Genomic DNA, 14954 nt, shown 5'->3' with positions numbered 1-14954 from the left:
GGAAAGGGGGTCAGGGAGCGGATTGCCCGTCCCGCGCGGGCGGCGTCTTCGCCAGCTTCGAGTTCCGGTACGAGTAGCCGAAGTAGATGACGAGGCCGATCAGGAGCCACACCGCGAACCGCAACCACGTCTGCCACGTCAGGAACGTGATCAGCCAGATCGAGAACACGACACCGAGCGCCGGCACGAAGGGCATGCCCGGACAGCGGAACGTCCTCGGCAGGTCCGGCTCGCGGTAGCGCAGCACGATCACCGCGGCGCACACCACGACGAACGCCAGCAGGATGCCGATGTTGGTCAGCTCCGCCGCCTCGCCGATCGGCAGGAAACCGGCGATCAGCGCCGACCCCACCCCGACGATCCACGTCACCCGCGTCGGCACGTGCCGCGTCGGATGCGTCTTCGCGAACCAGTGGGGCAGGAGCCCGTCCCGGCTCATCGAGAACCACACCCGGGTCACGCCCAGCATGAACGTGAACATCACGGTGAGGATGCCGATGATCGCGCCGACCGCGATGACATTGGCCAGCCCGGGGAGCCCCACCGACTTGAACGCGGTGGAGAACCCGCTCTCCGGGTCGATCTCCGTGTAGTTCTGCATGCCCGTCAGCACCAGGCACGCCAGCACGTACAGCACCATCGAGATCCCCAGCGAGTACAGGATCGCCTTCGGCATGTGGCGCGTGGCGTCCCTGGACTCCTCCGCCGCCGTCGACATCGCGTCGTAGCCGAACACCGCGAAGAAGACCGTCGCCGCACCCGTGAACGCCCCGCTGACGCCGAACGGGAAGAACGGGGTGTAGTTGTCGGTGTTGATGTGGAAGAAGCCGACCACGATCACCAGCAGCACGACCAGGACCTTCAGCACCACCACGACCGTCTCGAAACGGGCCGCGCTCTTGATGCCGAGCGTGAGCAGCCACGCGATGAACAGGCACAGCAGCGCCGCGAACAGATCGATCTCGTGCCCCTCGCCCGTCCCCGGCGCGCCCAGCATCCAGGCGGGCAGCGGCGCCCCCAGCTCGGCGAGCAGGAAGTTGAAGTACCCGGAGATGCCGATCGCGACCACCGCCACGATCGCCGTGTACTCCAGCAGCAGGTCCCAGCCGATGAACCAGCCCGCGAGTTCCCCGAGCACCGCGTAGCCGTACGTGTACGCCGAACCCGCCTTCGGGATCAGCCCGGCGAACTCGGCGTACGAGAAGGCCGCGGCCGCGCTCGCCACGCCCGCGATCAGGAACGAGACGAGGACCGCGGGCCCCGCCGTGTCGTGCGCGACCGCCCCGGCGAGCGCGAAGATACCTGCGCCGATGATGCCGCCGACGCCGATGGCCGTCAGCTGCCACAGGCCCAGTGTCTTGGTCAGTTGTTCGCCCGGGGGGCCTTCCTCGATCAGTTCGATGGGCTTGCGGCGCAGTACGCCCTGTCCCATACGGAGCCCTGCCATGAGTCACCTCTCCGCGGACTGCTGTCGGCCAATGGCGGCTCATGATGGATCAGGGGCGGCGGCGAGGAAAGACGACATGCGGCGTTCGGAGCCAAGGATTCCGCATGAGTCGCGCGGCTCCGGCACGGGCGCCGAGAGGCGGCGCGGCGAGGGTCTCCCTAGAGTGCGGAACATGAGTGTCGGCGTGGACAAACGGGACAAGCGGTCAGAGGCCCACAGCGGCTTCACCACCAGGGTGCCCGACGCCTTCGCGATGTTCTTCGCACTGCTCGGGGTCTTCTGCGCCCTGCTCGCGCTGATCCCGCCGCTGCGCGCGCTGCTGCGCCCCGTCGCCCTCTTCCTCGACCAGGTCGCCGTACCCGTCAGCGCCAACCTCGCCTACGCCGTCTTCCTGCTGCTCCTCGCCGCGGCCATCGGCGCGCGCAAGAAGGCGGCGTGGTGGCTGGTGGTCGTCTACCTGGCACTGGTGCTGATCGCCGACGTCCTCGCATCGGTGCTCGACCCCGACTGGATCTGGATCCCCAGCCTGGCTGTCTGCGTCGCGGCCCTGACGGTGCTGATCGTGGCACGCCGCGAGTTCTACGCCCTGACCCGGCACGGCGCGCTGCGCCGGGCGCTCCTCGTCCTCGTCGTCGGGCTCGCCGCGGGTGTGCTGCTCGGCTGGGGTCTCATCGAGCTCTTCCCCGGCACCCTCGTGCCCGAGCAGCGGCTGCTCTACGCCGCCAACCGGGTGCTCGGCGGCCTCGTCTCCAGTGCCCAGTTCGACGGAACGCCACCCCGCCCGCTCTTCTTCTTCCTCGGCCTGTTCGGCGCCCTCGCCCTGCTGGCCTCCGCCGCCACCCTCTTCCGCTCCCAGCGCATGGAAGCCGCCCTGCACGGCGACGAGGAACCACGCATCCGCGCCCTGCTCGGCGCGTACGGCTCCCAGGACTCGCTCGGCTACTTCGCCACCCGCCGCGACAAGGCCGTCGTCTTCTCACCCACCGGCAAGGCCGCCGTCACCTACCGCGTCGAGGCCGGGGTCGCGCTGGCCAGCGGCGACCCCGTCGGCGACAAGGAGGCGTGGACCCCCGCGATCGAAGCCTGGCTGGACGTCGCCCGCCGCTACGCCTGGGCGCCCGCCGTCATGGGCGCCTCCGAGGACGGCGCCAGGACCTACGCCCGCTCCGGGCTCGGCGCCATCCAGCTCGGCGACGAGGCGATCCTGTACGTCGACCGCTTCGACCTCGGCGGACGGGACATGCGGGTCACCCGGCAGGCCGTCGGCCGCGTCCGCAGACTCGGCGCCACCGCCCGGATCCGGCGCCACTCGACGCTCGGCGACGAGGAGATGGAGCGGATCATCGGCCGGGCCGACGCCTGGCGCGACACCGAGACCGAACGCGGCTTCTCCATGGCCCTCGACCGGCTCGGCGACCCTGAGGACGGCGACTGTCTGCTCGTGGAAGCCCTGAACGCCGACGGCGAGCTCATCGCGCTGCTCTCCTTCGTGCCCTGGGGCCGCGACGGGATCTCGCTCGACGTCATGCGCCGCGACCGGGACACCGCGCCCAACGGCATCATGGAGTTCATGGTCGCCGCGCTGTGCGACGAGGCCCCGCAGCTCGGTGTCCGGCGGATCTCCCTCAACTTCGCCGTCTTCCGCTCGGCCTTCGAGGAAGGCGCCCGGATCGGCGCCGGTCCCGTGCTCCGGCTCTGGCGCAGGCTGCTGCTCTTCTTCTCCCGGTGGTGGCAGCTGGAGGCCCTCTACCGGTCGAACGTCAAGTACCAGCCCGCCTGGTACCCGCGCTTCCTCTGCTACGGCGACGCGGGCTCCCTCGCCCGTGTCGGCCTCGCGTCCGCGATCGCCGAGGGCTTCGTCTCCGTACCGAGCCTGCGAAAGCTCCGCGGCAAGGGCCGCCCGCGTCCCGGCGCAGGGCCCGTCGCCGGCACCGAAGGGCTGCCCCCGATCGACGCCCTGGAGCTGGCCGGGCCCGACACCGTACGCCCCATGGGGGAGCGCAGACTGCCCGAGCAGGTACGGGTGCGCCACCGCAAGCTGGAGCGGCTGCGCGAACGGGGCGTCGACCCCTACCCGGTCGGCGTCGCCGCGCGCACCGGCACCCTCGCGGTGATCCGCTCCGCGTACGCCTCGCTCGCGCCCGCGGCCCGCAGCGGCGACCGGGCGACCGTCGCCGGGCGCGTCATGGCCGTACGCGACTTCGGCGGCGTCGTCTTCGTGGTGCTGCGCGACTGGTCGGGCGACCTCCAGGTCGCGTTCACCCGGGAGGAGTCGGGGCCCGCCGTGCTCGCCGCCTTCACCGCGGACGCCGACCTCGGCGACCACATCACCGCCACCGGCGAGATCGGCGCCAGCGACCGGGGCGAACTGACCGTCTTCGTCACCGACTGGCAGCTCACCGCCAAATGCCTGCGTCCGCTGCCGGACAAACGCCGGGGCCTCGCCGACCCCGAGGCCCGGGTCCGCCGCCGCTATCTCGACCTGGTCGCGAGCCCCGACGCGCGCAGTGTCGTACGCGCCCGCTCCACCGCCGTCCAGGCGCTGCGCCAGGGGCTGCTCGACCGCGGGTTCCTCGAGGTCGAGACCCCGATGCTCCAGCAGATCCACGGCGGCGCCAACGCCCGCCCCTTCACCACCCACATCAACGCCTACGATCTGGACCTCTATCTGCGCATCGCCCCCGAGCTGTTCCTGAAGCGGCTGTGCGTGGGCGGCATGGAGAAGGTCTTCGAGCTGGGCAGGACCTTCCGCAACGAGGGTGTCTCGTACAAGCACAACCCCGAGTTCACGATGCTGGAGGCCTACCAGGCCTTCGCCGACTACGACGTGATGCTCGACCTCACCCGCGAGCTGATCCAGGGCGCCGCGGTCGCCGCGTTCGGGTCGGCCGTCGCCCACAAGACGGGCCCGGACGGCACGCTCGTCACCCACGACATCTCCGGGCCCTGGCCGGTCAAGACCGTCTACGGAGCGCTGTCGGAGGCGCTCGGCGCACACGTCGACGCCGACACGGAGGAGGACGCTCTGCGGCAGCTGTGCGACCGGGCGGGGGTGCCGCACTTCCCCGACGACACCCGCGGCGACGTCGTCCTCGAAATGTACGAACGGCTGGTCGAGGAGAAGACTCAACTCCCCACCTTCTACAAGGACTTCCCGACCGATGTCTCCCCGCTGACCCGCCAGCACCGCCACGACGCGCGGCTCGCCGAACGCTGGGACCTCGTCGCCTTCGGTACGGAACTGGGCACCGCCTACTCCGAGTTGACCGACCCGGTCGAGCAGCGCCGACGGCTCACCGCCCAGTCGCTGCTGGCCGCGGGCGGCGACCCGGAGGCCATGGAACTCGACGAGGACTTCCTCGACGCCCTGGAGTACGCGATGCCGCCGACCGGCGGGCTCGGCATCGGGGTCGACCGGCTCGTGATGTTCCTGACCGGCCTGACCATCCGTGACACGCTGCCGTTCCCCCTGGTACGCCGCCACTGACGCGTCAGCCGACGCCGGTCGCTCGTCCCATCGGGTGCATTCGGCCACGGCGGCGTGTCGCCGCCGCCCGTGGGCCGTCGCATGTGCGGCCATGACACATGGAGAAGGATCACATGCTGCCGGGGCGCCGGACGGTGCTGCGCATCGCCGCCTGCACCGCAGCCGCCGCCGCACCCCTGTTCGCCCCGGAGCGGCCCCGGACACCCCTCCGGCCGACGGCCGCGCCCCCGGCGGCGGGCCCGGAAGCGGCGGGGGCGGCGGGAGCGGGGGCGGGGAGCGACGCGTCCGCGTACCGGCTGCGGCCCATGACGGCGTTCGAGCCCGCCGGCCTGACCAGAGCGCGCCCCGCGGTCCGGCAGCGGCCCCTGCTGAGCCTGCCGGCACTGGGCCACTCCGTGGTGCTGACCTTCGACGACGGCCCCGACCGCCGCTACACCCCGGACATCCTGAAGATCCTGCGCGAGCACCGCGCACGGGCCATGTTCTTCGTCTGCGGGGAGATGGCCGTGCGGGGAGGGGACCTGCTGCGCGCGATGGCCGACGAGGGCCACATCGTGGGCAACCACTCCTGGTCGCATCCGCTCGTCCCGAGACTCGCCCCGTCGCGCATCCGCGACGAACTGGGCCGCACCAGCGAGATCATCGAGCGGAGCACCGGAAGCGCACCGCGCTGGTACCGGGCGCCGTACGGGGCCTGGAACCGGCTCTCGTTCGAGATCGGCGCCGAACTCGGCATGGAGCCCCTCGCCTGGACCGTCGACACCCTCGACTGGCGCGAGCCGGGCACCGGCTCCATCGTCGCCCGCGTCATGGCCGGGGCGCGGCCCGGCGCCGTCGTGCTCTCGCACGACGCGGGCGGTGACCGTTCGCAGAGCGTGGCGGCGCTGCGCCGCTATCTGCCCCGGCTGCTGGAGGCCGGATACGGGATCGGCGTTCCGGCCCGCTGAGGCGGGCGGGTTCGTACGGCCGTTCCGGCCCGCCGGAGCGGGCCGGTGGCTCTCGTACGACCGGGCCGGCCGGCCCGCGTACCCGTCAGACGGCCTTGACCATCCGGGCGAACACGACGACGTTGCCGGAGTAGCCGCCCGACTCGGTGTAGCCGCCGCCGCAGGTGATGACCCGCAGCTCCGGCACGCCGTTGTCGCCGTACACCTCGGCCCCGGGGAACGCGTCCTTCGCGAACACCTCGACGCCGTACACCTCGAACACCGCGATCCGGCCGTCCAGGCGGGTCACATGGATCTGGTTGCCCTTCCGCAGGGTGCCGAGGCCGTAGAAGACCGCGGGACCGGTGGCGATGTCGACATGACCGACGATCACCGATGTGCCCTGCTGGCCCGGCGAGATGCCGTTCTGGTACCAGCCGGCGAGATTGGCTTCCTGCGGCGGGGGAGTGTCGATCCAGCCGTTCCGGTCCAGCCCCACCTCGACCGCCGGGGCGTCCACCCTGAGCGACGGGATGGAGATCCGGGACGCGGGGGAGTACGGGAGCGGCTCGACGAGGCCCGTGACCACGGGCGGAACGACGCCCTGGCCGCTGTCCACCGAGGCGGCGGCCACCGGCTGGGGCGGCCCCTCCCCGCCGTCGATGCCGTTTCGCATCATCGCCGCGCCTGTGAGCATGACGAGAGCAAGCACCCCCCAGGGTGAGGGCAGCCGCACTCCGCGCTGCCGGCCGCCGTCGTACTGGCCCATGGTTCTTCCGGACTTCCCGGTTCTCCGAACTCGCCGCATGGGCGCACGCTAAGCGCACCCGGTGGCGGCCGCGACCGGGGAGGGGCGAACGGGTGGTACGGCCACTCGGGATAACCCATACGAGTACATAGGCATACAAAATCTCTGACGGTCTGTGACCTGCGACTCCGTCAGATCCGGGGGCGCGGGTACGGCGTGTCGCCTCACCGGGGTGGCCCAGCGCCGAAGTGCGACCCATGTGCGCGCCGGTGAGTGTTCGTCATGGAGGGCGTACTCGTCCATTTCCGGAGCACCGTTCCGGGGCGTCTTCCGATGGAGGTTCAACGATGCGTGCTTCACGCGCTTTCGCGGTGGCCGCCACCGCATGCGTCGCGGCCGTCGGGCTCTCCGCCCCGCAGGCAGTGGCCACCACGACCGGAGGCAATCATGGTCCGACCGATATCCGGCTCTTTCCCAATGCGGTCCACCCGGGCTCCACCCTGACCGTCCTGGTGAGGGGGTGTGTACGCAGCGGCAGGGTCACCTCCAACGCGTTCCCGACGGCCAATCTCTCCCCGCTCCGCGGTCGCGCCGGAGCTTTCGGCGACCGATTCGACGACCGTTTCGACGACCGCCGATTCGACGACCGGCGTTTCGGCGACCGGGACTTCCCGGACCGCGGCTTCGGTGACGACGGCGACGACCGGGTCAACGGCGACACCCTCCAGGGCGACCTCGTCCAGGGGGACGCCACCACGGCCGACGACGGCAAGGCCTTGACCCGCAAGGCCGAGCCGGGCAAGACCTCGACCGGCAAGACCGGGACCGGCACGGCCGACGACGGCAAGGGCGGTGAGGGCGGCGAGGGCTTCGGCGGTGACCGCGGCTTCTTCCCCGACCGCGGTTTCCTCGGCGACCGCGGCCGCTTCGACGGGCCCGTGTCGATCGCCACCGCCCGGATCTACAACCACGCGGTGCCGGGCCGGTACCGCCTCGCCGTCCGCTGCGACCGCAGCAACCGCATCGCCGTCCGCAGCTTCCGCGTGCTCAGCGCACGTGGCGCGCAGGGCGGTCTCGGCGGCTCGATGGCCCCCTCGGACAAGGAGATGGCCATGGGTGGCGGTCTCGTCGCCACGGCGGCCGTCGGCGGCGCTGCCTTCATCGTCCGCCGTCGGCGCCTGAACGGCGGCGAGGTCTGACCGGCCGAACCTCCCGGTCGGCCCGAACCGCCCGTCGCCCCGAGTCCTGGCCCAGGACTCGGGGCAACGGGCGTGGGGGTGTCCGGCCGACCTTGCCGGGCTCCGGCCTGACCGGCCGGACCCCCCTGGTCAGTGCATACGGTTTCCCGACCGGCGGCGTACCAGGTAGAAGGCCCCGCCCGCCGCGGTCAGCACGAGCACCGAGCCGGCCGCGATCTCAAGGGCGTTCAGCTTCCCGATGCTGCCGCCGAGACCTCCCTTGACGCCCTGGACGGGCGGCACGGTGGTGGTCGAGCGGATGGTCGGGGCGGCGGTGCCGCCCGCGATGGTCAGATCGGTCGTACCCGTCTGGCCGTTGCAGGTGAACGCGACCGAGTAGACGGCTCCCCGCCGGGCGTCCGCGTCGACCGTCGCCGAGGCGCTCATACCCGGCGCGATGGTGACGGTGTCGAAGATGCCGGCAGAGGCCGTGGCGGTGGTGGTGCAGCCGGAAACGGTCAGTCTCACCTGCCCGCCGGGTGCGACGGTCGACGGTGAGACGGAATAGGAGAACGGCGCCCTGCGCGCGGCGCTGCCGGCGCCGGCGCCGCCGTCAGCGGGCGTGGCCGTCGCGAGGGGAGTGGACAGAGCGAGGGCGGCGGCCGCTCCCAGCAGAGCGGCGGACGCGACGGGTATCGCGCGCATGGTCAATCCTCCGGGTCCCCGAGGAGCAGCTGCGGAACGGGTTTCCACAAAGGCGGGAAATGCACCTCGATGCCGGAAACGCTAGGAGCGCACTATCACACCCGCGATCGCAGTCGGGCGAATGGGGCACGCATGTCCCCCGAGCGGCGCACAGGCGTGTCGCCGGGGCCCGCCGCCGGGGGTGTTCGCGCCCATTCGCCCATGGTCACTCGCGGGACTGCGGGAACAGGTCGATGAACGGGTCCGCGGTGGCCGAGATACCCCGGCCGAACGGCGCGTCGAAATCCCAGATGAGGAAGAGCAGAAAGGCGATCAGGGCACTGAACAGTCCGGCGAGGAGCAGTTCCCGGGGTGTCCGGCGAATCTGGAGCGTAAAGATCAGGCCAACGGTTACCAGGGCGCCGGTGATCAGGCCGAACCACACCACGCCGGGCATGGTCGCCTCGATGCCCTGCCCCCGGGCGCCCCGGGCGTCGTCCGCGGCCGCGACCTGATCCACCAGCGGCTGGTACGCCTGCCCCTCGTGGTCGTTCTTCGGGACGTAGTCCGTGACATCGCGCCGGACCCGCTCCAGCAGCTGGGTGCCCTCGTCGGTGAGGGTGGCCTCCTCGACCATGGCGCGCCACTCGTCGTTCACCACATGGGTGACATAGGCGTCGACGTCGTCCCGGATACGGGTGCGGACCTCGGCCGGGTAGACCTCGGCGCGGGCGTACACCTCGTGCAACGCCTGGGCCTCGTGGCGCACCGAATCCTGGGCGGCGCTGCGCGCCTCCCAGACTCCGGCGATGGCCAGACCCAGCACGATCGCGTACACCACGCCGATCATCATCGTCATGTACTCGATGACGTCCGGGGTCTCCGAGGGGTCGTCGTCATCGCCGATCCGGCGGTTGTTGATGACGGTGATGGTCAGGACGACCGCGCACGCGGCGGCCATCGCGATCGTCAGTACGACCCATTCCGACATGGGGATCCTCCGGGGCTAGGGCCTGTCTTTCGGATCAGGCCGGATCAGGGAGCGGGGTCTGGTGCATGGGGTCTCCCCAGGCCCGCAGGGCCTAGGGGACGCATCGCAAGGCGGAGGAGGGAATCGACGCGGAGCGTCGGTGACCGACGACAACGCAGCGAGGTGCGGTGCCAGGGCACGCGAGCCCGGCATGATCTGAAAGGCAGACCCTCAGCTGGAGCGGGGACGCAGGAAGGCGGCGGCGAGTACCGCGGGGGCGGTCACGAGGAGGGTGAGCGAGACCAGGGACGGGCCGCTCCGGGGTTCCTTGCGCTGCGGGCTGCGGTAGTGGGGGAGCGCGACCGGGGTCGGTGAGGGGGGCTTCGGCCGGGCGCTCGGTGAGGGGGGCGGCTCCGGCGCGGGTGGCGGTGGCGGTGGTGGTGGCGGGGGAGGAGGAGCGGGCTCGGGCTCGATCCGCGGGGGCGGGGGCGGGGGCGGCGGCGGTGGCTCCGGTGGCGGTGGCGGAGGTGGCGGTGGCGGGGGAGTCGGCGTCGGCGTGGGCGACGGCCCCGCCGTGCAGTGGGCGCTGCCCGCGATCGCGACGGCCGAGGTCGAGCCGTCCTCGGTGATCGAGGCGTACGAGCAGTTGTCGGCAGCGGCGGGCACCGGGGCCGCCAGCAGCCAGGCGAGTGCGGCGGCCGCCAACAGCCGCCCGACGAGCGATCCGTACACGCCGATGAGCATGATCCGCGGGTGACTCCCACACGCCCGAACGGGGCTCGATTCGCCTGATAGTGGGGTTGTCGGCCGTTCGGGTTTGCGGTCCCGGAAGATTTTTCCGGATCCCGTTGAACAGATCGGGCCGGTCCCCTCGTACATAGGGACATGAACGGCGCACCTAGGCGCCACAACAGGCTCAGGCCCCCACGGGAGTTGACATGAATACCTGGCGGAACGCCTCGCTCGCGGTGACTGCGGCGGCTGTACTCGCGCTGACGACGGCGTGCGGTCAGGAGCAGGGCACGGCAACACCCAATGGTCAGGCGGTCGGTGCGGCCGCCCCGGCCCAGCAGCCGGCGGCCGGTGACTACGGCTCCGGGTCCGGGTACGGAGCCGGCTCCGGCGCGGCGAGCGCCCCCAAGACGGCGGGCCAGCTCTCCGTCCTGGAGAGCAAGAAGCTCGGCAAGGTCCTCACCGACAGCGAGGGATTCACCCTTTACCGCTTCGACAAGGACACCGCCAGCCCGGCGAAGTCGAATTGCGAAGGCGAGTGCGCGAAGATCTGGCCCGTCGTGGCCGCCGGATCCGTCACGCCCGCCCCCGGCACGGACGCCTCGGTGATCGGCGAGGTGACCCGGGCCGACGGCACCAAGCAGCTCACCATCGGCGGCTGGCCGATGTACCGGTACGCCAAGGACACCAAGCCCGGTGACACCAACGGCCAGGGCGTCGGCGGCACCTGGTTCGCCTCGGCCCCCGACGGCAAGAAGGCCGCCCCGGGCGGCGCGGACGCGGGAGCGGGCGCCGACGCCGGAGCGGACAAGGGCGAACCCGCCGACCTGGCGGGCCTCTCCGTCCGCAAGGACCCCAAGCTCGGCGACATCGTCGTCGACAAGAACGGCATGACGGTCTACCGGTTCAAGAAGGACTCCGCCTGGCCGATGAAGACGGCCTGCACCGGCCCCTGCCTCGACAAGTGGCCGGTTGTCGCCCCTGTCGACAAGAACGACATCGAGGGCATCACCGTTTCCAAGAGGGGCAACGTCACCTTCAACCGCCCCGACGGCATCAAGCAGCAGACCATCGACTGCTGGCCGATCTACACCTTCGCGGGCGACTCCAAGCCCGGTGACACCAACGGCCAGGGCGTCGGCGGCACCTGGTACGCGGTCTCGCCCGCGGGCAAGCTGGTCGGAGCGCCCGAGTAGACCGCCCGGGATCCGGCGGGCGACGCCGCGCCCCCGATCCCGGCCGGTCGGTCTGTGTCCCCACACGCGCCCCGGCCCACCACCGGCCCGTCGTCACACCCCCCCAGGGTGACGGCGGGCCGGCCGCACGTGCTGCTGTCGTGTGACCAAGAACGGACCGCTAATTTCCGTTTCTGCTCGCTCTCTTGGCGGGCGATCAGTAGCCTCAGCTCGAACACCGGCCATGGCCATGGCCGTTTACCCCCTGTGGCGACTTGCTGGAGACATCAATGGAGCGTCCCGCCTGGGCCCCGCCGGGCATCGACATTTCGGTGCCGAGCGTGTCCCGAATTTACGACTACTACCTGGGCGGCTCGCACAATTTCGAGGTCGACCGTGAAGCGGCCCGCAAGGCCATGGAGTTCATGCCGGGCCTTCCCAAGATCATGCAGGCCAACCGGGCCTTCATGCGCCGCGCCGTTCGCTACGCAGCCACCGAGGGCATCACCCAGTTCCTCGACATCGGCTCCGGCATTCCGACCTTCGGCAATGTCCATGAAGTGGCCCAGAAGGCCAGCCCGGAAGCCCGTGTCCTCTACGTCGACCACGACCCGGTCGCCGTCGCGCACAGCCAGTCGGTGCTGGCGGGCAACGACAACACCGCGATAGCCGCGGCCGACCTGCGCAAGCCGCACGACATCCTCAACAGCCCCGAGGCCGCCCGGCTGCTCGACTTCGACCGGCCCGTCGCCCTGCTCCTCGTCGCCGTCCTCCACTTCGTCGAGGACGCCGACGACCCCCGCAGCGCCGTGGCCGAGCTGCGCGACGCGCTCGCGCCGGGGAGCCTGCTCATCCTCACCCACGCCTCGTACGAGGGCGTTCCGGTCTCCGAGGAGCAGGCGGGCGGCGCCGTCGACGTCTACAAGAACATCCGCAACCCGCTCGTCATGCGCTCGCGCGACGAGGTCGCGCGCTTCTTCGACGGATTCGAGATGGTCGAACCCGGACTGGTGTCGCCGCCCGTGTGGCGGCCCGAAGCCCCGGCCGAGCAGGAGGACCCATACGCCTTCTCCGGCTTCGCAGGGGTGGGGCGCAAGGCGTGAAGGTTCCGTCGCAGGCCGTGGGATCCGCGGCGGACCCCGACGGCCTCGAAGGCAGGCTCAGACGGTTCGCGACCATCTGGAGCCGGGCGATCTTCCCGGTGACGGCCACGTCGTTGACACGTGTCGAGTTTGAAGAGCATCTCCTGCCGCTGGCACGGCTGTTGAGCGACGCGCTGCACGCGCGCCCGTTCGACTCCGGCGCCGCCCAGGGGGTCGGGGCCGCCCTGGTCGAGGCGCACTGCACCGACCCCGACGCGCTCAGCCGTACGCTCGGCGTCGTCGACGCCTATCTGGTCCTGTACTGCGGAGCAGGGGACCTGCCGGCCGAGGAGAGCCGGGCGCGCTGTGCCCGGCTCCAGCACGCGCTCGCCGCGGGCTTCGCGCACGCGCTGCGCGAACGCACCCTCAGCGAGCAGGAGGCCATCGCGCGGTCGGCGCTCACCGCGCGCAGCGACGCCATGGAGGCCCTGCACGCCACCGAGACACGCTTCAAGGCGGTGTTCGAGGGAGCGGCCGTCGGGATCGGGATCGCCGACCTCGAAGGCAACGTCCTGGAGGTCAACGACACGCTGACCCGGATGTTCGGCGGGCTGGAGCACCACGTCCGCGGGCGGAAGGTCAGCGAGTGGGCGCACCCCGAGGACCGGCCGGGCGTCTGGGACCTGTACGGCGAACTCGTACGCGGCGAACGCGATCACTTCCGGGTCGAGAAGCCCTTCTACCGCAACGACGGCACGGCGCTGTGGACCAATCTCACGGTGTCGCTGCTGCGGGACGCGGAGGGCCGGCCGCAGTACTCGCTGGCCCTCATGGAGGACACCACCGAGCGGCGGCTGCTCAATCTCCGGCTGCGCTACGAGGCCACGCACGACGCGCTCACCGGGCTGCCCAACCGCACGCTGTTCTTCGAACGGCTGGAGAAGGCCCTGGCCGCCGGGGACGGGACGCGTTTCGGGCTGTGCTACCTCGACCTCGACGGCTTCAAGGCGATCAACGACAGCCTCGGCCACGCGGCCGGTGACCGGCTGCTCGTCGAGATCGCCGACCGGCTGCAGAGCTGCGCCACCGCGCCCGGCGAGATGGTGGCCCGGCTCGGCGGCGACGAGTTCGTGGCGCTGACCACGGGGCCGGACACCCAGCACGAGGTGGGCGAGCTCGCCGCCCGGATCCTCTCGGTGCTCGCCTCACCGGTCACGCTCGACGGACGCGAGATCAGTGTGCGGGGCAGCGTCGGCATCGTGGAGGGGCCCGCGGGGGAGCGGACCGCCGCGGAGGTGCTGCGCAGCGCCGACATCACCATGTACCGGGCCAAGTCGGCGGGCGGCAACCGCTACGAGCACGCCGACCCCGAGGCGGACGCCCGCGCGATCACCCGGCACGGGCTGACCACGGCGCTGCCGACGGCCCTGGAGCGCGGTGAGTTCTTCATCGAGTACCAGCCGCTGGTGCGCCTCGGTGACGGCAGCGTGCACGGGGCGGAGGCGCTGGTGCGCTGGTGCCATCCGCAGCACGGCGTCCTGGGTCCCGACCGGTTCATCCCGCTCGCCGAGCACACGGGCCTGATCGTTCCGCTGGGCCGCTGGGTGCTCCAGGAGGCCGTACGCCAGGCGCGTTTCTGGCACGAGCAGGCCCCGCTCGATGGGAGTGCCCGGCCGCTGCGGATCAACGTCAACCTGTCACCGACGCAGCTGCACCACCCCGGGCTCGTCGCCGACACCGTGGACGTCCTGGAGCGCTCGGGGCTCGAACCGGGGGCGCTGTGCCTGGAGGTCACCGAGTCCGCGCTGATCGGCGCGGACGAGGACCTGCTGAAGCCCCTGCGGCAACTGGCCGAGATGGGCGTCGACATAGCCCTCGACGACTTCGGTACCGGGTACTCGAATCTGGCCAATCTGCGGCGGCTGCCGGTGAGCGTGCTCAAGCTGGACCGCTCCTTCACCCAGGGCATGCAGCAGCATCCGGCGGACCCGGTCGACATCAAGATCGTCGAGGGGATCGTGTCGCTGGCCCACAGCCTGGAGCTGGCGGTGACGGTGGAGGGCGTCGAGACGGGCGCGCAGGCGGAGCAGCTCCGTGAACTGGGCTGCGACACGGCCCAGGGCTGGTACTACGCCCGCCCGGGGCCCCCGGACCGGCTCCACGCACTGTCGCTGGCGGACGCGGTCTGACCGACAGCGCCGGGTCCCTGCGGGGCCGTCTGACCGTACAGCGCAGGGTCCCTGAGGGGCTGTCCGACCGCGCGGCACGGGATCCCTGCAGGGCGGTCCGATCGCGCGGCATCTGACCGCGCGGCACGGGATCCCTGCGGCGCGATCCGACTCACGGCGCCCGGGTCCCTTCGGTCGGCGGTCCCTGGGCCGGTGCGGGCAGGCGATGGTGAGCCCGGCCTCCGGCCGGGCTCGCGGTGTACCCACCCGCACCAACCGTGCCGGTGAGCGGGTGGGTGCGGGCCCCGGGGGTGTCCGGTGGGTCGGGCTGGGCTCGCGCGCCCTGGCACCGCACCG

General features: G+C 71.5%; 11 protein-coding genes. 6 read left to right on the top strand and 5 right to left on the bottom strand.

Annotation, left to right across the window (positions count from 1 at the left end; translation table 11 throughout):
• Window positions 1–10 precede the first annotated feature (10 nt).
• A complete protein-coding gene (locus tag ABT342_RS19575; protein ID WP_351575009.1) occupies window positions 11–1447 on the bottom strand; it encodes an amino acid permease in 1437 nt (478 codons plus the stop codon).
• Between the two features lie 172 nt (window positions 1448–1619).
• Between ABT342_RS19575 and lysX the strand changes: the two genes are divergently transcribed.
• Both lysX and ABT342_RS19565 read left to right on the top strand, forming a co-directional pair.
• Entirely contained in the window at window positions 1620–4934 is a 3315-nt protein-coding gene (gene lysX, locus ABT342_RS19570; protein ID WP_351575006.1) for a bifunctional lysylphosphatidylglycerol synthetase/lysine--tRNA ligase LysX, read from the top strand.
• Between the two features lie 98 nt (window positions 4935–5032).
• Entirely contained in the window at window positions 5033–5881 is an 849-nt protein-coding gene (locus ABT342_RS19565; RefSeq protein WP_351575003.1) for a polysaccharide deacetylase family protein, read from the top strand.
• An 85-nt stretch (window positions 5882–5966) separates the two neighbouring features.
• Here the strand turns inward: ABT342_RS19565 and ABT342_RS19560 are convergent, their stop codons facing one another.
• The gene (locus ABT342_RS19560) at window positions 5967–6629 is read right to left on the bottom strand and encodes a class F sortase (protein WP_351575000.1); all 663 of its coding nucleotides are present in this window, start codon (window positions 6627–6629) and stop codon (window positions 5967–5969) included.
• Window positions 6630–6955: 326 nt separating this feature from the next.
• Between ABT342_RS19560 and ABT342_RS19555 the strand changes: the two genes are divergently transcribed.
• Window positions 6956–7807, top strand: coding sequence for a hypothetical protein (locus ABT342_RS19555; protein ID WP_351574997.1), 852 nt, complete (start codon window positions 6956–6958; stop codon window positions 7805–7807).
• Window positions 7808–7936: 129 nt separating this feature from the next.
• Here ABT342_RS19555 and ABT342_RS19550 read toward each other — a convergent pair whose 3' ends face one another.
• From ABT342_RS19550 to ABT342_RS19540, 3 genes are all read right to left on the bottom strand, one after another.
• Window positions 7937–8491: a hypothetical protein gene (locus ABT342_RS19550; RefSeq protein ID WP_351574994.1), complete on the bottom strand. Its 555-nt coding sequence runs from the start codon at window positions 8489–8491 to the stop codon at window positions 7937–7939.
• Window positions 8492–8696: 205 nt separating this feature from the next.
• Window positions 8697–9461, bottom strand: a complete 765-nt coding sequence (locus tag ABT342_RS19545; RefSeq protein ID WP_351574991.1) for a bestrophin-like domain — start codon at window positions 9459–9461, stop codon at window positions 8697–8699.
• Between the two features lie 210 nt (window positions 9462–9671).
• Window positions 9672–10184: a hypothetical protein gene (locus ABT342_RS19540; RefSeq protein WP_351575284.1), complete on the bottom strand. Its 513-nt coding sequence runs from the start codon at window positions 10182–10184 to the stop codon at window positions 9672–9674.
• A gap of 194 nt (window positions 10185–10378) precedes the next feature.
• Between ABT342_RS19540 and ABT342_RS19535 the strand changes: the two genes are divergently transcribed.
• The 3 genes from ABT342_RS19535 to ABT342_RS19525 all read left to right on the top strand — a co-directional run bounded on the left by ABT342_RS19535 (window position 10379) and on the right by ABT342_RS19525 (window position 14618).
• Window positions 10379–11368: an SCO0930 family lipoprotein gene (locus ABT342_RS19535; RefSeq protein ID WP_351574988.1), complete on the top strand. Its 990-nt coding sequence runs from the start codon at window positions 10379–10381 to the stop codon at window positions 11366–11368.
• Between the two features lie 269 nt (window positions 11369–11637).
• Window positions 11638–12450 carry an SAM-dependent methyltransferase gene (locus ABT342_RS19530; protein WP_351574985.1) on the top strand — a complete coding sequence of 271 codons (813 nt, stop codon included), beginning with the start codon at window positions 11638–11640 and terminating at the stop codon, window positions 12448–12450.
• On the top strand, window positions 12447–14618 hold the full coding sequence (locus ABT342_RS19525) for a putative bifunctional diguanylate cyclase/phosphodiesterase (protein WP_351574982.1): 2172 nt from the start codon (window positions 12447–12449) through the stop codon (window positions 14616–14618). Before ABT342_RS19530 ends, ABT342_RS19525 begins: the two co-directional genes overlap by 4 nt.
• Window positions 14619–14954: the final 336 nt, after the last annotated feature.

Origin of the sequence: Streptomyces sp. NPDC000410 (assembly GCF_040300305.1) — a bacterium.
Taxonomy (GTDB): domain Bacteria; phylum Actinomycetota; class Actinomycetes; order Streptomycetales; family Streptomycetaceae; genus Streptomyces.
This window is presented reverse-complemented; position numbering and strand designations above follow the sequence as displayed.

Coding starts and splice junctions, on each gene's coding strand:
- ABT342_RS19555 (WP_351574997.1), top strand. CDS start 6,956: ATGCGTGCTTCACGCGCTTTCGCGGTGGCCGCCACCGCATGCGTCGCG.
- ABT342_RS19545 (WP_351574991.1), bottom strand. CDS start 9,461: ATGTCGGAATGGGTCGTACTGACGATCGCGATGGCCGCCGCGTGCGCG.
- lysX (WP_351575006.1), top strand. CDS start 1,620: ATGAGTGTCGGCGTGGACAAACGGGACAAGCGGTCAGAGGCCCACAGC.
- ABT342_RS19535 (WP_351574988.1), top strand. CDS start 10,379: ATGAATACCTGGCGGAACGCCTCGCTCGCGGTGACTGCGGCGGCTGTA.
- ABT342_RS19550 (WP_351574994.1), bottom strand. CDS start 8,491: ATGCGCGCGATACCCGTCGCGTCCGCCGCTCTGCTGGGAGCGGCCGCC.
- ABT342_RS19530 (WP_351574985.1), top strand. CDS start 11,638: ATGGAGCGTCCCGCCTGGGCCCCGCCGGGCATCGACATTTCGGTGCCG.
- ABT342_RS19565 (WP_351575003.1), top strand. CDS start 5,033: ATGGAGAAGGATCACATGCTGCCGGGGCGCCGGACGGTGCTGCGCATC.
- ABT342_RS19540 (WP_351575284.1), bottom strand. CDS start 10,184: ATGCTCATCGGCGTGTACGGATCGCTCGTCGGGCGGCTGTTGGCGGCC.
- ABT342_RS19575 (WP_351575009.1), bottom strand. CDS start 1,447: ATGGCAGGGCTCCGTATGGGACAGGGCGTACTGCGCCGCAAGCCCATC.
- ABT342_RS19560 (WP_351575000.1), bottom strand. CDS start 6,629: ATGGGCCAGTACGACGGCGGCCGGCAGCGCGGAGTGCGGCTGCCCTCA.